General features: G+C 69.4%; 21 protein-coding genes and 1 riboswitch. Of the genes, 13 read left to right on the top strand and 8 right to left on the bottom strand.

The window, feature by feature from the left end; translation table 11 throughout:
* Positions 1-4: 4 nt before the first annotated feature.
* Entirely contained in the window at positions 5-607 is a 603-nt protein-coding gene (locus ACFXK0_RS17055) for a TetR family transcriptional regulator (RefSeq protein WP_379411271.1), read from the bottom strand.
* 149 nt (positions 608-756) lie between these two features.
* On the opposite strand from ACFXK0_RS17055, the gene ACFXK0_RS17050 reads away from it, so the two are divergent.
* The 5 genes from ACFXK0_RS17050 to ACFXK0_RS17030 all read left to right on the top strand — a co-directional run bounded on the left by ACFXK0_RS17050 (position 757) and on the right by ACFXK0_RS17030 (position 5,077).
* The gene (locus ACFXK0_RS17050; RefSeq protein WP_379411270.1) at positions 757-1,983 is read left to right on the top strand and encodes an alkane 1-monooxygenase; all 1,227 of its coding nucleotides are present in this window, start codon (positions 757-759) and stop codon (positions 1,981-1,983) included.
* Positions 1,980-2,156, top strand: a complete 177-nt coding sequence (locus tag ACFXK0_RS17045; RefSeq protein ID WP_379411400.1) for a rubredoxin — start codon at positions 1,980-1,982, stop codon at positions 2,154-2,156. The genes ACFXK0_RS17050 and ACFXK0_RS17045 overlap by 4 nt, the downstream gene beginning before the upstream one ends.
* Complete coding sequence (locus tag ACFXK0_RS17040) at positions 2,153-2,335, top strand: rubredoxin (protein WP_379411268.1); 183 nt, start codon at positions 2,153-2,155, stop codon at positions 2,333-2,335. Before ACFXK0_RS17045 ends, ACFXK0_RS17040 begins: the two co-directional genes overlap by 4 nt.
* Positions 2,332-3,513, top strand: a complete 1,182-nt coding sequence (locus ACFXK0_RS17035) for an NAD(P)/FAD-dependent oxidoreductase (RefSeq protein ID WP_379411267.1) — start codon at positions 2,332-2,334, stop codon at positions 3,511-3,513. The genes ACFXK0_RS17040 and ACFXK0_RS17035 overlap by 4 nt, the downstream gene beginning before the upstream one ends.
* A 61-nt stretch (positions 3,514-3,574) precedes the next feature.
* On the top strand, positions 3,575-5,077 hold the full coding sequence (locus ACFXK0_RS17030; protein ID WP_379411265.1) for a DUF4246 domain-containing protein: 1,503 nt from the start codon (positions 3,575-3,577) through the stop codon (positions 5,075-5,077).
* Between the two features lie 90 nt (positions 5,078-5,167).
* Here ACFXK0_RS17030 and ACFXK0_RS17025 read toward each other — a convergent pair whose 3' ends face one another.
* From ACFXK0_RS17025 to ACFXK0_RS17010, 4 genes are all read right to left on the bottom strand, one after another.
* The gene (locus ACFXK0_RS17025) at positions 5,168-7,192 is read right to left on the bottom strand and encodes an SDR family oxidoreductase (protein ID WP_379411264.1); all 2,025 of its coding nucleotides are present in this window, start codon (positions 7,190-7,192) and stop codon (positions 5,168-5,170) included.
* Positions 7,193-7,509: 317 nt separating this feature from the next.
* The gene (locus ACFXK0_RS17020) at positions 7,510-9,141 is read right to left on the bottom strand and encodes an ABC transporter permease (protein WP_379411263.1); all 1,632 of its coding nucleotides are present in this window, start codon (positions 9,139-9,141) and stop codon (positions 7,510-7,512) included.
* Positions 9,138-10,067 carry an ATP-binding cassette domain-containing protein gene (locus ACFXK0_RS17015; protein ID WP_379411261.1) on the bottom strand — a complete coding sequence of 310 codons (930 nt, stop codon included), beginning with the start codon at positions 10,065-10,067 and terminating at the stop codon, positions 9,138-9,140. Before ACFXK0_RS17015 ends, ACFXK0_RS17020 begins: the two co-directional genes overlap by 4 nt.
* Positions 10,068-10,070: 3 nt before the next feature.
* Positions 10,071-10,700 (bottom strand): TetR family transcriptional regulator, encoded by a 630-nt coding sequence (locus tag ACFXK0_RS17010; protein ID WP_379411260.1) that lies wholly within the window; start codon positions 10,698-10,700, stop codon positions 10,071-10,073.
* 65 nt (positions 10,701-10,765) lie between these two features.
* On the opposite strand from ACFXK0_RS17010, the gene ACFXK0_RS17005 reads away from it, so the two are divergent.
* Positions 10,766-12,697 (top strand): acyl-CoA dehydrogenase, encoded by a 1,932-nt coding sequence (locus ACFXK0_RS17005; RefSeq protein WP_379411258.1) that lies wholly within the window; start codon positions 10,766-10,768, stop codon positions 12,695-12,697.
* Between the two features lies 1 nt (position 12,698).
* On the opposite strand, the gene ACFXK0_RS17000 is transcribed toward ACFXK0_RS17005, so the two are convergent.
* The 3 genes from ACFXK0_RS17000 to ACFXK0_RS16990 all read right to left on the bottom strand — a co-directional run bounded on the left by ACFXK0_RS17000 (position 12,699) and on the right by ACFXK0_RS16990 (position 15,700).
* Positions 12,699-13,289, bottom strand: coding sequence for a phosphatase PAP2 family protein (locus ACFXK0_RS17000; RefSeq protein ID WP_379411257.1), 591 nt, complete (start codon positions 13,287-13,289; stop codon positions 12,699-12,701).
* Positions 13,290-13,311: 22 nt separating this feature from the next.
* The gene (locus ACFXK0_RS16995) at positions 13,312-14,202 is read right to left on the bottom strand and encodes an NERD domain-containing protein (protein WP_379411256.1); all 891 of its coding nucleotides are present in this window, start codon (positions 14,200-14,202) and stop codon (positions 13,312-13,314) included.
* Between the two features lie 100 nt (positions 14,203-14,302).
* The gene (locus ACFXK0_RS16990) at positions 14,303-15,700 is read right to left on the bottom strand and encodes a DUF2252 domain-containing protein (protein ID WP_379411255.1); all 1,398 of its coding nucleotides are present in this window, start codon (positions 15,698-15,700) and stop codon (positions 14,303-14,305) included.
* A 124-nt stretch (positions 15,701-15,824) separates the two neighbouring features.
* Here ACFXK0_RS16990 and ACFXK0_RS16985 point away from each other — a divergent pair, with 124 nt between their 5' ends.
* The 7 genes from ACFXK0_RS16985 (at position 15,825) to gcvP (ending at position 22,915) form a co-directional block, all read left to right on the top strand.
* The gene (locus tag ACFXK0_RS16985; RefSeq protein ID WP_379411254.1) at positions 15,825-16,460 is read left to right on the top strand and encodes a CDP-alcohol phosphatidyltransferase family protein; all 636 of its coding nucleotides are present in this window, start codon (positions 15,825-15,827) and stop codon (positions 16,458-16,460) included.
* A 42-nt stretch (positions 16,461-16,502) separates the two neighbouring features.
* Positions 16,503-16,901, top strand: coding sequence for a glycine cleavage system protein GcvH (gcvH, locus tag ACFXK0_RS16980; RefSeq protein ID WP_379411253.1), 399 nt, complete (start codon positions 16,503-16,505; stop codon positions 16,899-16,901).
* 176 nt (positions 16,902-17,077) lie between these two features.
* The gene (locus ACFXK0_RS16975; RefSeq protein WP_110041099.1) at positions 17,078-17,563 is read left to right on the top strand and encodes an FHA domain-containing protein; all 486 of its coding nucleotides are present in this window, start codon (positions 17,078-17,080) and stop codon (positions 17,561-17,563) included.
* Positions 17,564-17,633: 70 nt separating this feature from the next.
* The gene (locus ACFXK0_RS16970) at positions 17,634-18,419 is read left to right on the top strand and encodes a MerR family transcriptional regulator (protein ID WP_379411252.1); all 786 of its coding nucleotides are present in this window, start codon (positions 17,634-17,636) and stop codon (positions 18,417-18,419) included.
* A gap of 156 nt (positions 18,420-18,575) precedes the next feature.
* Positions 18,576-19,049 carry a bifunctional nuclease family protein gene (locus ACFXK0_RS16965; RefSeq protein ID WP_019046780.1) on the top strand — a complete coding sequence of 158 codons (474 nt, stop codon included), beginning with the start codon at positions 18,576-18,578 and terminating at the stop codon, positions 19,047-19,049.
* Positions 19,050-19,218: 169 nt separating this feature from the next.
* A complete protein-coding gene (locus ACFXK0_RS16960; RefSeq protein ID WP_379411250.1) occupies positions 19,219-19,776 on the top strand; it encodes a MerR family transcriptional regulator in 558 nt (185 codons plus the stop codon).
* A gap of 76 nt (positions 19,777-19,852) precedes the next feature.
* Positions 19,853-19,952, top strand: a riboswitch (glycine riboswitch).
* 152 nt (positions 19,953-20,104) lie between these two features.
* A complete protein-coding gene (gene gcvP / locus ACFXK0_RS16955; RefSeq protein ID WP_379411249.1) occupies positions 20,105-22,915 on the top strand; it encodes an aminomethyl-transferring glycine dehydrogenase in 2,811 nt (936 codons plus the stop codon).
* Positions 22,916-23,195: the final 280 nt, after the last annotated feature.

The following is a 23,195-nucleotide window of genomic DNA, read 5'->3' as shown; positions in this document are numbered from 1 at the left end:
GCGCTCAGGCGGCGGGCAGTACGCCGGACAGGACGGCGCCGATCTGCGCGACCGCGCGATCGACGCTGCCGGTCGGCTGGAACAGGTGGCTCAGCGTCAGCCGGACCATGATCTCGACGACCCCGGTGAGTTCGTCGTCGCTCAGTGTGTCGAGGCGGTACTGCTCGCGCACCGTGCTGGTGAGCGCGGCGACGGCCCGGCCGAGCACGGGTTCCGGATCGCTCACCAGCGCGGGCAGCAGGGCGGTGTCGCCGTCCTGCCGGGCCGAGAGCACCGCCTTGATCAGGGTGTTGTCGCCTGCGGTGCGCAAGGTGTACTCGGCGGCGGCGGTCATCCCGGCGATCGGCTCGGCCGGATGCTCGGCCAGTGTCTCGGTGATGCCGGTGAGGTAGATGCCGGTCTCGCGTTCGATGAGAGCGTCCGCGAGCGCCTGTTTGGTGCCGATCTCCTTGTACAGCACCGGTCTGCTGATGCCGACCTCCTTGGCCACCCGGGACATGTTGACCGATCCCCAGCCCTCGGTGACGACCATGGTGCGGGCGGCGTCGAGCATGCGGTCGCGCAGGAGTTGACGCATTTCGGCTTGGAAGTTCGGCGATTCGGCCACGCACTCATCCTACATGTGCTGCCCCTTCTGCTTCATCATTGACAATCTGGGCAAATGTGTATTTGATCGGAACACAACGCGCTATTTTGTAAACAAAAGCGACTTCCGGTGACTACTTGTCCGGGGTCTCGGTGATCAGGAGAACAGCGATGACGACCTCTCGTATCGGTGACCACGAGTCATCCACCGCGCCACCACGCTGGCGCGATCCCAAGCGTTACCTCTGGCTGTTCGGACTCGTCGCGCCGAGTTCGGTACTGCTGGCGACCGGTTTCGTGTGGGTCTTCGAGCGGCTCGGCTGGCAGGCTGTCGCACCCGTGTGGTGGTGGCTCGGGCCGATCCTGATCTACCTGCTGCTCCCGGCCCTTGACCTGTGCTTCGGCTCCGACGGCAAGAACCCGCCCGCGGAGGTGATGGAACAGCTCGAACACGACCGGTACTACCGCTACTGCACCTACGCCTACATTCCGTTGCAGCTGGTCAGCCTGGTGTTCGCCGCGTACCTGTGGACCGCGGACAACCTGTCCTGGCTCGGCATCGACGGCGGTCTCGGCCTCGCCTCGAAGATCGGTCTGGCCTTCACCGTCGGGGCCATCGGCGGCGTCGGCATCAATACCGCGCACGAACTCGGCCACAAGAAGGACGAGCTGGAGCGCTGGCTGTCGAAGATCACCCTCGCCCAGACCTTCTACGGGCACTTCTACATCGAGCACAATCGCGGGCACCACGTCCGGGTGGCGACACCGGAGGACCCGGCCAGCGCCCGCTTCGGCGAATCCTTCTGGACCTTCCTGCCGCGCAGCGTGTGGGGCAGCCTGGTCTCGTCGTGGGAGCTCGAGCGCACCCGCATGCAGCGGCTGGGCAAGAGCGCGTTCTCGATCCACAACGACGTGCTCAACGCCTGGCTGATGTCGGTGGTGCTGTGGGGCGGGCTGGTCGCGGTGTTCGGGCCGTCGATCCTGCCGTTCCTGCTGATCCAGGCGATCTACGGGTTCTCCCTGCTCGAGACGGTGAACTACCTCGAGCACTACGGGCTGCTGCGGCAGCGGACGGCGAGCGGCCGCTACGAACGCTGCACCCCCGAGCACAGCTGGAACTCCGACCACCTGGTCACCAACATCTTCCTCTACCACCTGCAGCGACACAGCGACCATCACGCCAACCCCACCCGCCGCTACCAGATCCTGCGGCACATGGACGGCGCCCCCGAACTGCCCAGCGGCTACGCCAGCCTGATCGGCCTGGCCTACCTGACGCCGCTGTGGCGCAAGGTGATGGATCACCGGGTGCTCGCGCACTACCAGGGCGACATCACCCGTGTGAACATCCAGCCCGCCAAGCGGGCGAAGGTGCTGGCGCAGTACGGAGCCCGCTGATGTCCTATACCTGCCCCGTGTGCGACTACGTCTACGACGAGCGGATCGGCGCTCCCCGTGAGGGTTTCGCGCCCGGCACCGCCTGGGCGTCGATCCCCGGCGACTGGTGCTGCCCCGACTGCGGCGTCCGCGAGAAGCTCGATTTCGAACCGTCCGGAGAGGTCCGACGATGAACGACTACAAGCTCTACCAGTGCGCGCAATGCGGCTTCGAGTACGACGAGGCCCTCGGCTGGCCCGAGGACGGCATCGAGCCCGGCACCCGCTGGGACGACATCCCCGAGGACTGGTCCTGCCCCGACTGCGGCGCGGCCAAGGCCGATTTCGACATGCGTGAGGTGAGCCGCGGATGAGCGCCCGGATCGTCATCGTCGGCACCGGTGTCGCCGGTGTCACCGCGGCCCAGACGCTGCGCCGCGAGGGCTATGCCGGGGAGATCCTGCTGCTCGGCGCCGAACCCGACCTGCCGTACCGGCGGCCCGCGGTGTCCAAGGAACTGCTCGCCGGCACCGCCGTGTTCGACCGCGTCCTGCTGAAGCCGGTGAAGTTCTGGGCCGACAACGCGATCGAGCTGCGCCCGGCGACGCGGGTGGTGGCCGTCGACACCGACCGGTCCACTGTGCGCCTGCACACCGGTGAACTGCTCGGCTACGACAGCCTGCTGCTCGCGACCGGTGCCCGCGCGCGGACGCTCGAGACCGGCTCGGCACGGGTGCACACGCTGCGCACCCGCGCCGACGTCACCGCCTTGCAGTCGGCCGTCGACGCGGGCGGTTCGCTGCTGGTGCTGGGCGGCGGGCTGATCGGCTGCGAGGTCGCCGCGACCGCGCGCGGCCTGGGCGCCCGGGTGACGCTGCTCGAAGCAGGCCCGGCCCTGCTCGCGCGGATCGTCCCGGCGGCCGTCTCGGAGGTGGTACACGCACTGCATCGCGAACACGGCGTGCTCGTCGAAAACGATGTCAGGACAGCCGAACTCGCCGAAGGCGGGGAGGGTGTCACGGCCACCGTCGCGGACGGCCGCACATTCAGCGCCGCCGCCGCGCTGATCGCCGTCGGCTCGGTGCCGGACACGGCACTGGCCGAGGCCGCGGGCATCGCGGTACGCGACGGGATCGTCGTCGACCAGCACTACCGCACGTCCGCGCCCGGGGTGTTCGCCGCCGGTGACGTCGCCAGTTCCTGCCATCCGCACCGCGGTGTCTTCGAACGAGCCCAGCACTGGAACGCCGCACTGTCCGACGGCGCCGCGGCGGCCAGGGCGATCCTCGGCCGGCCGACGGCACCCGCCGAGATCCCCTGGGGCTGGACGGATCAGCACGGGGTGTCGATGCAGTTCGCCGGGTGGGTCCACCCGCACGACGAGCTGATCGTCGAGGGCGATCCGGCGGCGCGCGACTTCCTGGCGGTGGCGCTGCGCGACGGCCGACCGGTCGGCGCCGTCGCCATGGCCAGGCCACGGGAGCTGCGGGCCGCCCGTGCGCTCATCGCGGCGGGTGAACCCTGGTCCACGGAGCTGGTGCGGGTCCGGTGAGGTGACCGCTCGCCGGCGGTCATCGGATCTGTCGGAGCGCTGAACTATCCTCGGCAGCGCCATGATTGATCTCGCTGCTTTTCCGCTGCCCTTTCTCGTCGCCCACAAATGCTCGGTCGCACCACCCCGGACTCTGCGGGAACTGCAGATGATGCAGCTCAGTGCCCAGATCCGGGCCAAGCCGCAGTGGTTCGTCAAGTGTGACGATCCCGAGATCGTGGCCAGGTGGACACGGGAGGCGGCCGAACAGGGCCTCACCGACGCCCAGATCCGTTATGTGCTGGCCGAATTGGCGCACTACGCCGCGCTGCGCGACGAACGGACCGGCATCGAGGTGTCCGGCGTCGACGGCACGTGGCACTCGGACTCGCTGATCGAGGACGAACTGCGCGACCGGCTCGCCGCGGCGGTCCGGCCACTGGAAGAGGTTCCCGAGGCCGACCGCGACTGGCACCCCGGATCCGGTGGTCAGGTCCTGGATCTGGTGCACCCCTCGCTGTACTGCTACGTGCGCGGGGTGAGCCGGGACGCGGACGCGCCGTGGCCGGGCGCGGATTCCGACACGGCGCGCTACGCGCTGTCGGAGAAGTTCCAGTGGCTGCCCACCGATGTCGAGGTCGGCGCGGACGGGGCGGTCGAATTCGCCTCGTATGTCAACAATGTGCATCCGCAGACCCATGGCGAGCTCGCCGACGTGCTGCCGGTGCTGTTCGCGCGCATGCGTCCGCTCTTCGAGAACGTCCTCACCGATCTGCGCAGCCCCCGTCCGCTGCGGATCATCGCCGACCCCTACAACTGGTACGTGGACGAACCGCAGGAGCCCGAGCTCGACGAGGACGACGAGAAGTTCGACGAGGCCTGGGAAGCCTATGAGGAGGCCTCCGACGATTGGTGGCAGAACCGCCTGCCGGTCGTCCCGGACGCGCCCGAATACCGCCCGCCGGCCGGGCGCGGCGACGACACGCGCGTCGACCTGCGGGGGCGCCGCCTGCAGGTCATCGTCAAGCTCGCGACGATCCAGCTGACCCCCGGCAACCCCGAATACCCGGGCGGTTCCTGGCATGTCGAGGGGATGATGAACGAACGCATCGTCTCGACCGGCATCTACTACTGGGACTCGGCCAACATCACCGACAGTCAGCTGAGTTTCCGCGCGGCCATCGACGATCCGGACTACGAGCAGAACGACCGCAACGGCATGCACGAGGTCTACGGCCTCGACGACGAAGACCCGCTCAACCAGGTCCTCGGCTCGGTCGCGACCGTGCCCGGCCGCTGCCTGGCCTTCCCGAACATCCTCCAGCACCGCGTCGCCCCCTTCGGCCTCGCCGACCCCACCCGCCCCGGCCACCGCAAGATCCTGGCCTTCTTCCTGGTCGACCCCACGGTCACGATCACCTCGACCAGCGACATTCCGCCGCAGCAACCCTGGGCCCCGACGACCACGATGACCCGCGCCGAAGCCGAGCAGTACCGCGAGGACCTGATGACGGAACGCAAGTACTTCGTCGACGAACACAACGACGACCTCTACGAACGCGAATTCTCCCTCTGCGAACACTGACCCGCCGCGACAGCGCGGCGGCGTGACACACGCGGACGGCCCGGTCACGACCGTCGACAGGTCGTGACCGGGCCGGCACTGCGCCGTCGACTACCAGTGCACGCCCGGCAGGATGCGGCTCACCCGGGCCGCGGAACCCGGCACCACCATGAGCGGGGTGAGCACCGGCGCCAGCGCGGTGAGCGCGTTGCGGGACGGCGCGGCGGGTTCGACGGGCTCCGCCACCACGGTCGGGACGGCCGGTGTGCCCTGGGCGGCGGTGGATTCACCGAACAGGCGGAAGCCGGTGTGCATGATCGTGCGCTTGAGCGAGGGCAGGAACATCTCGACGGCCTGGGCGAAGGTGCCGACCGGGGTGTCGATGCGGTCGGGCCGCTCCAGCAGGGCACGCACGACGATGTCGGCGGCGCGATCCGGGTCGGGCAGCGGCAGCGCCCGGTACAGATCGGTGGGCGCGATCATCGGGGTGCGGACCAGCGGCATCCGGATCGAGGTGAAAGTGACTCCGGCACCACGGTTCTCGACCGCGGCGATATCGCTGAAGTTGTCCAGGGCCGACTTGCTCGCGGCGTAGGCGGCGAAGCGGGGGACCTTGGTCTGGACCGCGATGGAGGAGATGTTCACGATGTGACCGAAGTGGCGTTCCCGCATCGAGGGCAGCAGCGCCAGGATCAGCCGCACGGCGCCGAAGTAGTTCACCGCCATGGTCCGCTCGAAATCGTGCATGCGGTCGACCGAGTTGGCGACCGAACGGCGGATCGAGCGGCCCGCGTTGTTGATCAGGTAGTCGACATGGCCGTGCTCGGTCAGCACCTGCCGTACGAGCGTGTCGACACCGGCGGCATCGGTGATGTCGCACGGGTAGCTGAACGCCGTGCCGCCCTCGGCGCGCACGGATTCGGCTGCGGCAGTGAGATCTTCGACACCACGGGCCACCATCAGCACGATCGCGCCCCGCCGGGCCACCGCGTGCGCGGTCGCCAGGCCGATGCCCGAGGACGCGCCGGTGATCAGCACCGTGCGGCCGGTCAGCGGGTGCGCGTCGGCGGCCGCACGGCCACGGTTCGGGTCGAGATCGGCCCGCCAGAAATTCCAGAGCTTGTCGGCGTAGGTGTCGAAGGCGGGCACGGTGAGCCCGGGCAGCTGGGCCCGGGTGGAGTCGGCGACGAACTCCGCGGTGAACCCGACATGCGGCGCCACCGCCGCCGGGATCCCGGCCTGTTCGAACAGGAAGTCGCGGAGCGCGTGCGCGCCGGGCACATGCCCGAGACCGGTCAGCGCGCGGGCGCTGCCCGGCACCGTCCCGATGCCCGCGGGCCCGCCGGCCGCGGTCGCCAGCGCGCGGTAGATCTCGCCGAAGGGCTGTGGCTGCGGGTTGACCAGGTGGAACGTGCGCCCGTCCAGCCCGTCGCGGCGCACCAGGCGCACCATCGCCTCGGCCACGTAGTCGACCGGCACCACATTGGTCGCGCCCAGATCGGGCAGCGGCAGCGGCAGTTCGGCCGGCAGCGACGCCAGCGCCGAGATGGCCGAGAAGAAGTAGTAGGGGCCGTCGATCTTGTCCATCTCGCCGGTGCGCGAATCACCGACCACGATGGCCGGCCGGTAGACCCGCCAGCGCAGGTCGTCGGCCTCGCGGACCAGCTTCTCGGCGGCGAACTTGGTGCGGTGATACGGCGAGGTCAGGTTCTGGCCGAGGTCGAAGTCCTCCTCGAAGAACTTGCCGCGATGATCACCCGCGACCGCCACCGAGGACACGTGGTGCAGCACGGCGCCGAGCTTGCGGGCCAGCGCGATCACCGAGCGGGTGCCCGCGACATTGGCCGCGTGCGCGGTCTGCTCGTCGGCGGTCATGTCGTAGACCGCGCCCAGGTGCAGCACGTGCTCGGCGCGCGGTGCGCCGTCGCCGAGGCCGAGTCCGGGGGCTGTCAGGTCGCCGACCAGGGCGAACACGCGGTCGCCGTCGGGATGCTGCGCGGTGAGCGCGGTGAACTTGGCCAGCGACTCGGCACGGACCAGCACGTGCACGATCGCGGTGGGGTCGGCCGCGAGCAGCCCCCGCACCACTCGCCGACCCAGAAATCCGGTACCGCCTGTCACGATGTAGGAAACCATCGCCCCTCCTGAAAATTTCGAAACACGGTGTCGCGCAACAGTGATCCGGCATGCGGCGGTGGATGCGGAAGTGCGGCGTCGACGTCCAGCTGCACAGGTGGCTGGAAAGAGAACCGGGCACATCGTCGTCCCGGATACGTTTACCGTACTCGTCAGTAACCTAGCCGGGCAAGCTCATGGCGCCTCGGTGGCGTGTGGGAATGGTCACGAGTCGCCGCAGGTCAAAGGGTGTGTGTGACAGACAATTTCAGTAACTCTCGGTTTCGGACAACCTGCCGCTACCGGGTCGAGGGCACCCGGTAGCGGCACCGGTCGGCTCAGCGCAGATCGCGTCGCCGGAAGGCGATGACTCCCACCGCGATCCCGCCGACGGCGAGTGCGAGCAGCCAGGCGATCGGGGTGAACTCGAAGGTGGCGCCGGGCAGCTTGGGCGGATGGATGAACGGCACCAGATCCAGCATCCATTGCGGCAGCCCACCGAGCGAGCCGAGCAGGAAGACCACGATCATCGCGCTGAGCACCGCCCACGCCAGCGCGGCGTACCTGGGCACGATCCCGAACAGCAGCATCGCCACCGCCGTGACCACCCAGATCGCGGGCAGCTGCACCGCGACGGCGCTCGCCGCCTGGCCGATCTTGTCCACGACGGCACCATCGGTCGCGCCCCAGACGACGCCGATACCCAGCCCCGACACCAGCAGCGCCACCGCGGGCCCGGCCAGCGCGAACAGCAGATGACTCACCACATAGCGCACCCGCCCGACCGCCGCGGCCAGCACCGACTCGGTCCGGCCTGCGTGCTCCTCCTCGTGCAGCCGCAGCACCGCCGAGATCGAGTACGCGGCCGCCGCGGCGGCCAGCATGGTGATCGCGTAGGCAATGAACGCCTTCTCCAGGTCCGCCGAACCGCCCAGCGAGGTGACCACATCCTGCAGGGTGCCCGCATCGTCGAGCATGCCGCCGATGCTGTTCACCGCGCCGCCGATCAGCAGGCCGTAGAGGGCGAACCCGGTCGTCCAGGCGAGCAGCGAACCGCGCTGCAGCCGCCAGGCCAGACCCACCGGGCCGGACAGGGCCGCACCCGCGGTGGCGGGGCCCGGCCGGTCGGCGAGCAGTCCGGCGCCGATGTCGCGGGTGCGCAGCAAGTGATAGGCGAGCACGGTGGCGCCGGAGCCGAGCACGACCAGCGGGATCAGCACCCACCAGCGCTCCTCGGCGAACGGGCGGATCTGCAGGCACCAGCCCAGCGGGGAGAACCACGACAGGACACCGTTGCCCGCGTCGCCGACCGCGCGCACCGCGAACGCGGCGCCGAGCGTGCCGAGCGCGACCCCGCGGGCGATCCGGGCGCCGTTGCTCAGCTGGGCGGCGACCGCGGCGATCGCGCCCCACACGAAGCCCGAACCGGCCAGCGCGGCACCGAAGGCGACCGATCCCGCGGTCGGCAGATCGGTCGCCATCAGCGAAGCGGCACAGGCGATTCCGGCGACCGCCGAGGCGCCGAAGGTGAGCAGCAGGGCGCCGGTGAGACCGGCGAACCGGCCGATGCTGGTGGCGCCCACCAGCTCCGCGCGCCCGGTCTCCTCCTCGACCCGGGTGTGCCGGACGACCGTCAGCACGGCGGCGATGGCGATCATCGCGTACATCGCGCCGGCCTTCCAGGTGCCGATCGAGCCCAGCGCCGAGCTGAAGACCGGACCGTACATGGCGATCAGCGCGGGGCTGGCCGCGGTCGTCGAGGCGAACTGGTCGAGCTGCTGCTGGGTCGAGTAGATGTCCTTGACCGATACGATCTGCAGGGCGGGCATGAGCCCGATCAGCAGCGCCCACAGCGGGGCGATCACCCGGTCGCGGCGCAGCGACAGCCGCAGCATCTGCCCCGTGCCGGCGAATTCGCTTGTGCTGCGGGAGGTTCCGGTGAAGCGTGGGGTGGCGGCGATGGTGGTCATGCCCGCACCTTCTCCGTGGTGGTGTCCTGCTCGACGTGGTAGTGGCGCAGGAACAGGTCTTCGAGGGTCGGTGGCGCGCTGGTCAGGCTGCGTACGCCCGCGTCGCCGAGGACGCGGATCAGGGCGCCGAGGTGTTCGGCCTCGACCTGGCAGCGCAGGGTGGAGCCGTCGCGTTCGACGTCGTCGACGCCGGGCAGGGCGGCCACGTCGCCGGGGTCGCCGACGAGTTCGGCGGTGATCGCGGTGCGGCTCAGATGCCGCAGCTGGTCCAGCGAGCCGGATTCGACCGTGCGCCCGGCCCGGATGATGGTCACCCGATCGCACAGATGCTCGACCTCGGAGAGGATGTGGCTCGACAGCAGCACCGTCGCCCCGCGCGCCGCGGCCTCGCGCACGCAGTCCTGGAACACCTGCTCCATCAACGGATCCAGGCCGGAGGTGGGTTCGTCGAGGATGAGCAGATCGGCGTTCGCCGAGAACGCCGAGACCAGCGCGACCTTCTGCCGGTTGCCCTTGGAATAGGTGCGTGATTTCTTGGTCGGGTCCAGTTCGAAGCGTTCGATCAGCGCGGTGCGGCGCGTCTGATCGAGCCCGCCGCGCATCCGGGCGAGCAGGTCGATCGTCTCGCCGCCCGACAGCGACGGCCACAGCGTGACATCGCCTGGCACATAGGCGATCCGGTGATGCAGGGCGACCGCGTCCGCCCACGGATCGCGCCCGAACAGCCGCGTGTCGCCGCCACTGGCGCGGAGCACTCCGAGCAGCACGCGAATCGTGGTCGACTTGCCCGCGCCGTTGGGGCCGAGGAACCCGTGGATCTCGCCGGGCCGGACCGTGAGGTCCAGGCCGTCGAGCGCGGTGAACCGGCCGAACGTCTTACGCAGGCCCCGGATCTCGATGACCGGGTCGGAGGTGGCGGTGGGCATCTTCTACTCCTCGGTGAGGGTGTCGAACACTGTTGAATCGGTGAGCATGCCGTGGGTGTAGAGCTCGAGCGCCGGCATCGTCATCTCGTCGGAGAGATCGCGAATCGCGGTGCGGTAGTCGAGCTTTCCCTCGCGCTGCTGACGCAGCTGCAGGGCGAGGTTCATCGCCCCCACGTGACACAGGACGATGTAGCGTGCCCGGGCCGCCGGATCGCGGCTCGGTTTGAGCAGGCCCTCGGCGACGCCGGTCTGCATGTACTGCTCGGCGTCGCTGATCATGTGCTCGAGCAGGGATTCGGCCAGCGCGCCACCGGCCTGGAAACTGCGCAGCATGTACGCCACCAGTGGCGCGTACATCTCGATCTCGGCCAGCGCGTTGAGCATTCCGGTCGGGCCGTTGGCTGTGGTGCGCAGTGCGCGCAGCTTCTGGTCGCGGATGGTCTCGAGTACGCGCTCGTCGCAGGCCGCGCGCAGGCCGTCCTTGGAGCCGAAATGGTGGTTCACCAGCCCGGGGGACACCCCGGCCGCGGCGGCGATCGCGCGCACACCGACACCGAATCCCTGTTCGCCGAACAGGTCGATCGCGGTGTCGCGAATGCGGGCCGCCGTGCTCAGATCGAGGGTTGAACGCATGTTCAATATGTTAAACGCTTGTTCAATCCCTTGGCAAGGCCCGTCGCCCCGCTAGGGTCGAAGACATGGCTACCGGCACATCGAGGACGGCAGAACATCTCCGCGCGGCACTGGACGGACCGTGGCGCGACCTCAGAGCGCAGGCACGGATCCAGCTGGCCGACGACCGGTTCACCGGCGATCCGGAACTCGACATGCACGCGGCCCGGGCCCGCGTGCTCGAGCAGATGCGCGTGATCGCCACCATGGGCTATCCCGAGCGCGGGTTCCGGCCCGAGAACGGTGGCACCGGCGATCCGGGCGGCGCGGTCACCGGGCTGGAGATGCTGGCCTACGCGGATCTGTCACTGTGGGTGAAATCGGGTGTGCAGTGGGGCCTGTTCGGCGGCGCGGTGGAGAACCTGGGCACCGAACGGCACCGCGACTACATCAAACGGCTGATCTCCCTCGACCTGCTCGGCTGCTTCGCGATGACCGAATCCGGGCACGGCAGCGACGTCGCCGACCTGGAGACCACCGCCACCTACGATCCGGCGACCCAGGAATTCGTCGTGCACACCCCGACCCCGTCGGCGCGCAAGGACTACATCGGCGGCGCGGCCACGCACGCACGGATGGCCGCGGTCTTCGCCCAGCTGATCACCGGCGGCGACAAGCAGGGCGTGCACTGCCTGCTGGTACCGATCCGCGACGAGCTCGGCGCCGACCTGCCCGGCGTGACCACCTACGACGACGGCCTCAAGGGCGGCCTGCCCGGCGTCGACAACGGCCGCATCGTCTTCGACCAGGTGCGGGTGCCACGGGAGAACCTGCTCAACCGGTACGCCGACGTGGCACCGGACGGTACCTACAGCTCCGAGATCGAGAACCCCAGCCGCCGCTTCTTCACCACGCTCGGCACCCTGGTGCGCGGGCGGGTCAGCGTCGGCGGGGCCGCGGCCGCCGGTGCGCGCGTCGCCCTGAGCATCGCCGTGCGCTATGCGCTGGCCCGGCGTCAGTTCGCCGATCCCGACACCGGCGAGGAGACCCTGCTGCTGGACTACCGCAGCCACCAGCGCCGCCTGCTGCCCCTCGTCGCCCGGTCCTTCGCGCTCGCCTTCGCGCAGAACGACCTGGTGCGCCGGATGGATCTGATCCAGAGCGGTCGCGAGACCGAACCGGGCGCCCAGCGCGCGCTCGAGAAACGTGCCGCCGGCCTCAAGGTCGCCCAGACCCGGCACGCCACCCGGGCCATCCAGGAATGCCGGGAAGCCTGCGGCGGCGCGGGGTATCTCACCGAGAACCGGCTCGTGACCCTCAAGGCCGACACCGATGTCTTCACCACCTTCGAAGGCGACAATGTCGTGTTGACCCAGCTCGTCGCGAAGGAACTGCTCACCGCCTACTCCGACGAGGTCCGCGACCTCGACGCGCTGGGCTGGGTGAAGTTCGCCGCCACCATGGCCGGTGACGTCGTCCGCAAGCGCTCGGGTGTGCGTCAGCTGATCCAGACCCTGCGCGACCGCAGCGACGAGTCGGTCGACGAGGGCGATCTGTCCAAGCGCTCGGTGCAGCTGCAACTGTTCGCCGACCGCGAGGACTACCTGCTGCGCACCGCCGCGCACCGGCTGCGCGCCAGGGCCGCCGACACCGGCCCCTTCGAGGCGTTCAACAACGCCCAGGACCACATCCTGGCCGCCGGAGCCGCCCATATCGACCGGTTGGTGCTCGAGGAATTCGTCGCGGGCATCGCCGAGATCGAGGACACGGAGGCCAGGGAGCTGGCCGAAAAGGTCTGCGATCTCTACGTGTACGCCACCCTCGAAGAGCATCTCGCCTGGTACATCATGCACCGGTTCATGTCGGTGGAGCGGGCCAAGGCGGTGCGGCGCGGGGTGAACGAACTGGTCGACCGGTTGCGCCCCGACGCGCTGACCCTGGTCGAGGCGATGGGGGTACCCGAGACCATGCTGCGCGCCGAAATGCTGCACGACGCCAGCGTTTTCGACCGGCGATAGCTCAGGCGCGGCCCAGCCGGTCGCGCAGGGCCGCCGCGAGCGCGCAGCCCGCCACGGCCATCGCCACGGCCGCCACCACCCCGCCGAGCACATCGGTGGGGTAGTGGTAGCCCAGCACGACCATGCCAGGCAGGACACAGACCAGCGCGAGCAGCGTCAGCGCCGCGACGGCGACGCGGGCACGCAGGTCGCTCACCAGACAGGCGAACGTCGTCGCGACCGCGACCAGATGGACAGTGTGCCCGCTCGGGTAAGCGAGATTGTCCTGAATCGGGCGCTCCCACAACGGTTTCAGCGCCCACGTGTTGATCGCCACCGCGAGCTCGGGTACCACCAGCATCGTCACCGCCGCCCACCAGCGCCGCCGCACCGCGAACCAGCCGACGGCCGCGAGCAGCAGCGCCAGCACCACCGGTCCGTCGCTCGGGACGACCAGCCATGCGGCGAGCCCGGGGGAGACCGACTCGGTGATCGGCGTCGAGACCGCGGTGTCCAGGGTGGTCGGACCGCCGCCGGCGGGGAAGCTCGCCGGGATCGCGACGGTCAGCGCGGCGGCGCCGACAGTAGTGGCGCTACGCGCGGCGGGGATCACCGCGGTGACGATAGCGGCCCGGTCAGGCCGGGCCGTAGGTGAGCACCGCGGTCACCACGAACCACAGCACCCAGGCGATGGCGATGATCATGCCGAGGGCCAGGGTGATCCGCAGGAACGCCCGGCCGAAATCCAGATCGCCCTCGACCCGCGGGTAGAGCTTCCACGGGCTGTACCAGGGCGCGACCAGGCCACCGGACTGCGCCTCCTGCTCGCGCCTGGCTTGTTCCTCGGCGTAGGCCTCGGCCTGGGCCTGGGTGGGTCCGCCGTGCCACAGGGTCACATCGATCGGGCCGAGGAATCCCTCGTTGAGCAGGTCCTGCGGGGCGGGCAGGTAGGGCAGGATGCCCAGCCCGCGGAACGCGATGGCGATGTCGTTGGCGGTCCAGAGATTGTGTTCCTTCGCGGCCAGCAGCTCGAAGTACTGCTCGAGCCGGTACGGATCGTCGGTGACGATCACGTCGAAACTCGGATCGCTCCAGCCCTGGTGCACGTCGATCTGCGCGCCCGGCATCGGCACGATCACCCCGAGCCCGTGCACCGCGCGCTGACCGAGCCCGCGCGCGGCCAGATAGTCCTGCATCGCGAAGGTGTGTTCCCTGGACCGCTCAAGCGGGGTCGACTTCTCGGCCCCCGCGAACTGCGCGATCTCGCCGGAGACCAGCCACGGGCCGTTGAGCGGGATCTCGAGCACCCCGTCCTGCGGTGCGGTGAAGGTCTCGGCCTCGATGACCACGCAGCTGGTCGGTGTCCACACCACCGCGTCGAGATGGTGCAGGTGGTCGTTGTGGAACAGGCCGCAGTTGATCGTCGCCACACCGTGCGGTCTGGACGGATCCTTCCAGGTGCGCAGCCAGTCGATCAGTGCCAGCTCGGCATCGGTGCCTGCCGCATTCTGCACACGCACGAGCATGGAGTCCGCCCTTCTGGGTCGTTGGCGCCGCGGGCCGAGAACCGTTGGCGTACATCGTAGCTCGATTACCGGCCGTTGCCGGGCAGGTTGCCGGTGGTGTTCAGCTCGGCTCGGCCGCGAGCGCGCCTGCCGCCACGGCGGCGACCAGTTCGGCGTGGTCGGCTTCGGTGCGGTCGGCGTAGCGGGTGGCGAACCGCGCGATCGCCGTCTCGAACCGGTCGTCGTCGGTGCTGTCGGTGGCCAGATACCCCGCCAGCGCGCGCGGATCGAGCGACCGCGCGTGCGCGCGGGCCAGCAGGGCGCCGGCGAGCCTGCCGTAGTCGTCGAGATCGTCGGCCGACAGCTCCGCCGGGTCGATGCTGCCCTTGAGATTGCGGAACTGGCGCACGATGAACGGCAGCGATTCGCCGAGTTCGATCGTGGTCCAGCCGAGCAGGATGTCGGTCTCGGACTGCACGGTCCGCGCGCCGACCACGATGCGCTCGCCCTCGTGCCGCGGCGCGGTGGCCGGCAGGAACGGCGCCAGCGCCGACGGCCGTGCCTGCTTGACCTGCAGCACCAGCGCCTCCCCGTCGTTGCCGTGCAACAGCGCCACATAGCTGTGCAGGCCGACGCTGCCGGTGCCGACGATGCGGAAGGCCACATCCGAGACCGCGAACCGGGCCAGCAGATTGCGCCGCGACTCCCGGATGGTGCCCGCGTAGCGCTGCAACCCGTCGATCACCGCCTCGGCGACCTCGTCCTCGACCGCGGTGAGAATCGGCGGATCACTGACGAAGCGGTGCTTGCGGATCCCCGTCTCGTGATCGTCGAGATGCTCGGTCCACTTGGCCACCACTTTGGCGCTGGTGTTCTTGCGGGCCTTCTTGGCGGCCTTCTTGAAGTCGTCCAGGAGGTCCTCGGCCTTGGCCTGCGCCAGGATCGACTCGTCGGGCAGCGCGCTCCAGGACTGCATGAACGGCATCTCGGCCAGTTCGGCGACGGTGCGCCGGTAGGAGCGCGCGGCATCGCGGGCGGCGCGCGCACAGTCGTCCTCGTCCGCGCCGCTCTCCCGGCCCGCCAGCACCAGACTGGCCGCGAGCCGCTCGAGATCCCACTCCCACGGGCCCTGGATCGTTTCGTCGAAATCGTTGATATCCATCACGATCTCGCCGCGCTGGGTGCCGTAGAGACCGAAATTGGCGGCGTGTGCGTCACCGCAGATCTGCGCGGGCAGCCCGCTGTCGGGGCCCGCGGCCAGGTCGATGGCCATCAGCCCGGCGGCGCCGCGGAAGAAGGTGAACGGCGAGGCAGCCATCCGGCCGATCCGCAGCGGGATCAGCCGATCGATGCGGCCGGCGTTGCTGGCCGCGACGAACTCGCGCACCGAGGGCCGCTGCGGGCTCGCGGCGGCCCGGTCACGGTCACCCACCGGCACCCGGGCGGCAGCGGCCCGGCCACGCGCGGAGGCGTCCTCGGCGGAAACATAGGAGCGCAAATCAATACCACTGTCGGACACGACGGTCCACGGTAGCCGGTCCGGCGCCGGTCGGCATCGTCGCCGCGGGCCGCGCCGGACCCCGGAGGCGATGTCCCGGCGTGGCCGGATGGCGCGACCCGGGGTCGGTGCGGTATGCAGGGGCGTGGCAACCGAATCGGGAACGCCGGGCACGAACGACACCGAAACCGGTGGCGTGTTCAGCGACCGCATCCTGACCGTGCCCAATGCGCTGAGCGTGCTGCGACTCATCGGCATCCCCGTTTTCCTGTGGTTGATGCTGGTCCGCGAGGCCGACGGCTGGGCTTTCACCCTCCTCATCGCCAGTGGCGTGACCGATTTCCTCGACGGCAAACTGGCTCGCCTGCTCGATCAGTCCTCCCGCCTGGGCGCCCTGCTCGACCCGCTGGTCGACCGGCTATACCTGGTGACGACTTTGGTGGCGTTCGTCGCACGCGGGCTGCTGCCGTGGTGGATCGCGGTGCTGCTGATCGGGCGCGATCTGGTCCTGGCCGCGACGCTGTCGGTGTACAAGCGCCGCGACCTGCCCCCACCGGAGGTGATCTATCTCGGCAAGGCGGCCACGTTCGCGCTGATGTCGGCGCTGCCGTGGATGTTGACCGGGGAGATGGACTGGGCCGGGGCGGCTTTCGGTGGCGCCTTCGGCTGGGCGCTGCTGATCTGGGGTACCGCGCTCTACGTCTGGACCGGAGCGCTCTACGCCGGGCTCGCCGTGGCCGTGGCGCGTTCGATACCGCCTGTGCCGCACCGCGGCCGCTAGTCGATACTGTTACCCGCAACGTTGACGACGAAAGGACGTCCTGTGACCCGGACCCCTGAGGATCTGCGCTACACCGACGAGCACGAATGGGTGCGGCGGACCGGCCCCACGGCGGTTCGTGTCGGCATCACCGACTACGCCCAGTCACAGCTCGGTGACGTGGTGTTCGTCCAGCTGCCCGACGTCGACAAGGACGTGACCGCGGGGGAGAGTATCGCCGAGGTCGAATCGACCAAGAGCGTGTCCGACATCTACGCCCCGCTGGGCGGCAAAGTCGTTGCGGTGAACGAGGATCTGGTGTCGGCGCCCGAAACGCTGAACACCGATCCCTATGACGCGGGCTGGTTGTTCGAGCTCGCGTTCGATGACGAGGCGGCACTCGATTCCGCCCTCGGTGAACTGCTGGATGCCGCGGGTTATCAAGGAGTTATCGGGGGCTGAAGCAGCCTTCACAGTTCTCCCTGCACGGGTGCGCCCCGGCAGGGTACGGTCAAAGCCAAGCGGATACGTCGGGGAATCGACGCCGGGATCTTTCCTGGCGATGTGATCGCGCCGGTCGTGTCGCCGAATGAAGCACCTGCTTGCATGGATAATCAGGTTCGAGGAGGAGAGAAACGGTGAGCGAGAACAGGGACCCGGGTTACGGGGAGACCGCGGCCGAGACGACATCGGTCTTCCGCGCGGACTTCCTCAACGAGGTCGACGCGTCACGCTCCGGAGAGCCGACCGGCGAACAGCCGGTACAGGGCGTCGAGGGCCTGCCGGTCGGCGCGGCCCTCCTGGTGGTCAAGCGCGGCCCGAACGCGGGCTCGCGTTTTCTGCTGGATCAGCCGACCACCTCGGCCGGTCGCCATCCCGACAGTGACATCTTCCTCGATGACGTCACTGTCAGCCGTCGGCACGCGGAGTTCCGTCAGGACGACGACTCGTTCCAGGTCGTCGATGTGGGCAGCCTCAACGGCACCTACGTCAACCGGGAGCCGGTGGACTCCTCGGAGCTGCAGAACGGCGACGAGGTCCAGATCGGCAAGTTCCGGCTGGTCTTCCTGACCGGTCCGCGCGCGCAGGCGAACGAGTCGGCGTCGGGCGCGGGGTCGCGATGACCCCTACGGTGCTGGCGCTCTCGCTGGGCGCGGTGCTGTGACAGGGGCGGCGCAGTGGGCGCGCGGAGGGATGTCGATCGGCTCCGTGCTGGACCTGCTGCGACCAGATTTTCCTGATATCACCATCTCCAAGATCCGGTTCCTCGAATCCGAGGGCCTGATCCGGCCGGAACGGACGCCGTCGGGGTACCGGCGGTTTTCTGTCGCCGACTACGAACGGCTGCGTTTCGTGCTGACCGCGCAACGCGATCAGTACCTGCCGCTGAAGGTGATCAAGGAGCAGTTGGAAGCGATCGACAGCGGTGCGGCGACGCTGGGCGTGCGGGAAGCGCGCGCCCGCGCGCACCATCAGGGCGCCGCGGCGGCCGGACAGTCGCTGTCCGGCGCCGCGCGTACCGGTGACGAGGCCCGCGTGCCGGCGCCACCGCGGCGGTTGGGTGTGGTGCCCGGCGAGATCACCCCCGACGAACTCCGCGTCGAGGTGGGGGTGCGGCTCACCCGGGCCGATCTGCTGGCCAAGGCGGGTATCGACGATCGATTCCTCGACGATCTGCTCCGTGCCGGGCTGATCGTGCCGGGCGCCGGTGGGTTCTTCGAATCCGACGCGGTGACGCTGGCGCTGGCCGCTAAATCGATGGCCGAGTTCGGCCTGGAGGCACGGCATCTGCGCGCGTTCAAGCTCGCCGCCGACCGGGAGGCCGCGCTGGTCGCGCAGATCGCCGCGCCGATCGCCAAGAGCCGCGACGCCGACGCGCGCGCCCGCGCCGAGGAGACCGTCCGCGAACTGGCGGCATTGTCGCTGAACCTGCACGCCGCGCTGGTGAAAGCGGCGGTCCGCACGGCCCTGGGCAACTGACATCGCGCACCGGGTGACCCGGTATCACCCCGGCAACACGCCGATTTCGCCCCGGACGACGCCTTTGCCCGCCCAGGAATTCGCCTAGACTCGTGGTACGGCGAGCTGTGCAGCGGTCGTGCCGGCCGGCGGCGAGTATGGGAGGCAGGACAACTCATGAGCGAGATGCGCGTCATCGGCATCCGTGTCGAGCAGCCACAGAACCAGCCCGTGCTGCTGCTGCGGGAAGCGGCGGGCGAACGGTACCTGCCGATCTGGATCGGGCAGGCCGAGGCCACCGCGATCGTGCTCGAGCAGGAGGGGGTCACCCCGATCAGGCCGCTCACTCACGATCTGATCAAGATTCTGATCACCGAACTGGGCCACACCCTCAAGGAAGTGCGGATCGTGGATCTGCAGGAGGGCACCTTCTACGCGGATCTGGTTTTCGACGGTGACCTGCGGGTCTCCGCGCGGCCTTCGGATTCGGTGGCGATCGCGCTGCGGGTGGGGTGCCCGATCTTCGCCGAGGAGCCGGTGCTGGCCGAGGCCGGGCTGGTGATGCCCGACGAGCGCGAGGACGAGGTGGAGAAGTTCAAGGAGTTCCTGGAATCGGTCTCGCCGGACGATTTCAAAGCCACCGACAGCTGAGCTGACCGGGCGATCTTCTATACCTGAAGTAGAGGTCGAGGGAATCGCGGCGCGCGGTGCTTGGTGCGACGACTGTGCAGGTCCGACAATGGCAGGAGTAACCTCGAAAGTCGGGCAACATCGGTCGTGACTGCGAGATCGGATCGTCGGCACAGGCAAGGAGCGGTCAGTGGAAGAGCAAACGCAGGATGTGGTGCAGCCTGGCTTGTTCCCGGACGACTCGGTGCCCGACGAGATGGTCGGCTACCGGGTACCCAGTGCGTGTCAGGTCGCGGGAATCACCTATCGCCAACTCGACTACTGGGCCCGGACCGGGCTGGTCGTGCCGTCCATCCGGGGCGCGGCGGGCTCGGGCAGCCAGCGGCTGTACTCGTTCAAGGACATCCTCGTCCTCAAGATCGTGAAGCGGCTGCTGGACGCGGGCATCTCTTTACAGAACATCCGGATCGCCGTGGACCATCTGCGCAGTCGTGGCGTGGGTGACCTGGCCGGGATCACGCTGTTCTCCGACGGAACCTCGGTGTACGAGTGCACCTCGCCCGAGGAGGTCGTCGATTTACTGCAGGGTGGGCAGGGCGTCTTCGGTATCGCGGTCAGCGGCGCCATGCGGGAACTGACCGGCGCGATCGCGGACTTCCCCGCCGAGCGGGCCACCGCCATCACCGACCGGCCCGAGGACGAGCTGTCCTTCCGCCGCAAAGCACGGGAGAACCGCAAAACCGGCTGAGTGATCAGCACTACACCCCCGGCGGCCCCCAGGTGGCGCGGCCGGGGGTTCGCTGCATCTAGACTCGGTGGTGCGTCGCCGCCGTGCGGGAGAGTCCCGGGTTCTTCGGAGTCCGGGCGCCGAAGGAGCAGCACCTCCCCGTCAATCTCTCAGGCAACAGGGACCGCCCGGTGATTCGACGCCTCTGGAAAGCGGTGGCATCCGGCTGCCCGCCCACGGGGAAAGGGGCACGGCTTCGCGGCCGGGTCACCGAATCTCTCAGGCGCACAGACAGAGGGGGAGGGCTGGTACCCGTCGACGCCGTCGACCCGCCCGACCTGGAGCTGCCGTGACCCGTTCGTTCGCCGACCGCCACATCGGACCCGATTCCGAGGAACTCGCCCGGATCCTCGCGACCGTCGGCGTCGAATCCGTCGACGCGCTCGCCACCGCCGCGCTGCCCGCCACCATTCTGGACGAATCCGGGCTCGCCGCGCTGCCCGCACCTGCCTCCGAGCACGAGGTGCTCGCCGAACTGGCCGCGCTGGCGCACGCGAACACCGTCGCCACCTCCATGATCGGCCTGGGCTACTACGACACGCTCACCCCGCCGGTGCTGGTGCGGAATCTGCTGGAGAACCCCGCCTGGTACACCGCCTACACCCCGTACCAGCCCGAGATCAGCCAGGGCAGGCTCGAGGCGCTGCTCAACTTCCAGACCATGGTCTCGGACCTGACCGGGATGGACGTGGCCAACGCGTCGATGCTCGACGAGGCCACCGCCGCGGCCGAGGCCATGACGCTGCTGCGGCGCGCGGCCAAGTCGAAGTCCGCGCGGCTGCTGATCGACACCGACCTGTTCCCGCAGACCAAGACCGTGCTCGCGACCCGGGCCGAGCCGCTGGGCATCGAGATCGTCGAGGCCGAGCTGGCCGCCGGTGTGCTGCCCGACGGCGAGTTCTTCGGCGTGCTGGTGCAGAGCCCCGGCGCGTCGGGCCGCGTCGTCGACTGGGCGCCGGTCTTCGCCGCCGCCCACGAGCGCGGCGCACTGGTGGCCGCGGGCGCCGACCTGCTGGCGCTGACTCTGATCACCCCGCCCGGCGAGCAGGGCGCCGACGTGTGCTTCGGCACCACCCAGCGCTTCGGCGTGCCGATGGGCTTCGGCGGCCCGCACGCCGGTTACCTGGCCGTGCGCACCGCCTTCGCCCGCCAGTTGCCGGGCCGCCTGGTCGGCGTATCGGTCGACGCCGACGGCGCGCCCGCCTACCGCCTCGCGCTGCAGACCCGCGAACAGCACATCCGCCGGGAGAAGGCCACCTCCAACATCTGCACCGCGCAGGTGCTGCTGGCCATCGTCGCCGCCATGTACGCGAGCTATCACGGTGCGAACGGGTTGCGGGCCATCGCGCGCCGGGTCCACGAGCACGCTGCCGCGGTGGCGACCGGTCTCGGCGGCGCGGTCGTGCACGGCGCCTTCTTCGACACCATCCTCGCGCACGTGCCCGGTGGCGCGGAGGCCGTGGTGGCCAAGGCGAAGTCGAAGGGCATCAACCTGCGCCCGGTCGATGCAGATCATGTCGCGATCGCCTGCGACGAGGCCACCACCGACGCGCACGTGGCCGCGGTGATCGAGTCCTTCGGCACCGCGCTCACCCCCGAGGCGGGCGCGGGCACCGAGCCCGTCGCGATCGAGACCCGCACCTCCGACTACCTGACCCACCCGGCGTTCACCCGCCACCACACCGAGACCGCCATGCTGCGCTACCTGCGCTCGCTCTCGGACAAGGACATCGCGCTGGACCGCAGCATGATCCCGCTGGGCTCGTGCACCATGAAGCTCAACGCGACCGCCGAGATGGAGGCCATCACCTGGCCCGGCTTCGCCCGCCTGCACCCGTTCGCACCCACCGAGGACGTGCCGGGCATCCTGAGCCTGATCGGTGACCTGGAGCGGTGGCTGGCCGCGATCACCGGCTACGACGCGGTGAGCCTGCAGCCCAACGCGGGCAGCCAGGGCGAATACGCCGGCCTGCTGGCCATCCGCCGCTACCACCTCGACCGCGGCGACGACCACCGCGACACCTGCCTGATCCCGTCGAGCGCGCACGGCACCAACGCGGCCTCGGCGGCCATGGTGGGCATGCGCGTCGAGATGGTGAAGTGCCGCGCGAACGGGGACGTCGACCTCGACGACCTGCGCGCCAAGATCGCCGACCACGCCGACCGGCTGGCCTGCATCATGATCACCTACCCGTCCACCCACGGTGTGTACGAACACGAGGTCGCCGAGCTGTGCGCGCTCGTACACGACGCGGGCGGCCAGGTCTATGTCGACGGCGCGAACCTCAATGCCCTGGTCGGCCTCGCCCGTCCGGGCCGCTTCGGTGGCGATGTCAGCCATCTGAACCTGCACAAGACCTTCTGCATCCCGCACGGTGGCGGTGGCCCCGGTGTCGGTCCGGTGGCGGTGCGCTCGCACCTGGCGCAGTATCTGCCCGGTGATCCGCGCGAGACCGGCTCGCACGGGGTGTCGGCCGCCAACTACGGCTCGGCCTCCATCCTCCCGATCACCTGGGCCTACATCCGCCTGATGGGCGCCGAGGGCCTGCGCGCGGCCACCCTCACCGCGATCGCCTCGGCCAACTACATCGCCCGCCGCCTCGACGCGCACTTCCCCGTGCTCTACACCGGTGAGAACGGCATGGTCGCCCACGAGTGCATCCTGGACCTGCGTGAGATCACCAAGCAGACCGGCGTCACCGTCGACGACGTGGCCAAGCGCCTCGCCGACTACGGCTTCCACGCCCCGACCATGAGTTTCCCGGTCGCGGGCACCCTGATGGTCGAGCCGACCGAGAGCGAGAACCTCGAGGAACTCGACGAGTTCATCGCCGCCATGATCGCCATCCGCGCCGAGATCGACCAGGTCGGCGCCGGCGTCTGGCCGGTCACCGACAACCCGCTGCGCGGCGCGCCGCACACCGCGGCCAGCCTCGTCGGCGACTGGGACCACCCCTACAGTCGCGAGATCGCCGTCTACCCGCGCGGCCTGCACCACACCCGCCCGAAGGTGTGGCCGCCGGTCCGCCGCATCGACGGCGCCTTCGGCGACCGCAACCTGGTGTGCTCCTGCCCGCCGCTGGAGGCCTACCAGGACTGACCTGGCAGCCTTCGGGCATCGATGTGCGGGCCCCGCCGATTCGTTCGGCCGGGCCCGCTGTCATAACAAACTTGCCGTCGCTTTGCTGAGTATTGAATGAATGTCCGGTACGGCGTTTTCGATCGAAACATTTCGCAACTATTTCCGTGGCGATGAATTCGTGGGGAATAATCGGTTTGTCGGGACGTGGTGCGTGGTTTATCGGGACGCGCAATTGTTACTAGCGTGTTCCCTGTAATTGGTGTGCCGGATGTTTGCTGGCAGGCTAGTGTCATGGTCG

Source organism: Nocardia sp. NPDC059177, assembly GCF_042755165.1.
Lineage (GTDB): Bacteria > Actinomycetota > Actinomycetes > Mycobacteriales > Mycobacteriaceae > Nocardia.
The sequence above is the reverse complement of the archived record's forward strand: the minus strand, read 5'-3'. Positions and strand labels throughout refer to the sequence as shown.

Bases quoted from the DNA above. Each gene is read 5' to 3' on its own strand.
- ACFXK0_RS17050 (WP_379411270.1), top strand. From the start codon at position 757: ATGACGACCTCTCGTATCGGTGACCACGAGTCATCCACCGCGCCACCA.
- ACFXK0_RS17040 (WP_379411268.1), top strand. From the start codon at position 2,153: ATGAACGACTACAAGCTCTACCAGTGCGCGCAATGCGGCTTCGAGTAC.
- ACFXK0_RS17035 (WP_379411267.1), top strand. From the start codon at position 2,332: ATGAGCGCCCGGATCGTCATCGTCGGCACCGGTGTCGCCGGTGTCACC.
- ACFXK0_RS17030 (WP_379411265.1), top strand. From the start codon at position 3,575: ATGATTGATCTCGCTGCTTTTCCGCTGCCCTTTCTCGTCGCCCACAAA.
- ACFXK0_RS17025 (WP_379411264.1), bottom strand. From the start codon at position 7,192: ATGGTTTCCTACATCGTGACAGGCGGTACCGGATTTCTGGGTCGGCGA.
- ACFXK0_RS17020 (WP_379411263.1), bottom strand. From the start codon at position 9,141: ATGACCACCATCGCCGCCACCCCACGCTTCACCGGAACCTCCCGCAGC.
- ACFXK0_RS17015 (WP_379411261.1), bottom strand. From the start codon at position 10,067: ATGCCCACCGCCACCTCCGACCCGGTCATCGAGATCCGGGGCCTGCGT.
- ACFXK0_RS17010 (WP_379411260.1), bottom strand. From the start codon at position 10,700: ATGCGTTCAACCCTCGATCTGAGCACGGCGGCCCGCATTCGCGACACC.
- ACFXK0_RS17005 (WP_379411258.1), top strand. From the start codon at position 10,766: ATGGCTACCGGCACATCGAGGACGGCAGAACATCTCCGCGCGGCACTG.
- ACFXK0_RS16995 (WP_379411256.1), bottom strand. From the start codon at position 14,202: ATGCTCGTGCGTGTGCAGAATGCGGCAGGCACCGATGCCGAGCTGGCA.
- ACFXK0_RS16970 (WP_379411252.1), top strand. From the start codon at position 17,634: ATGTCGATCGGCTCCGTGCTGGACCTGCTGCGACCAGATTTTCCTGAT.
- ACFXK0_RS16965 (WP_019046780.1), top strand. From the start codon at position 18,576: ATGAGCGAGATGCGCGTCATCGGCATCCGTGTCGAGCAGCCACAGAAC.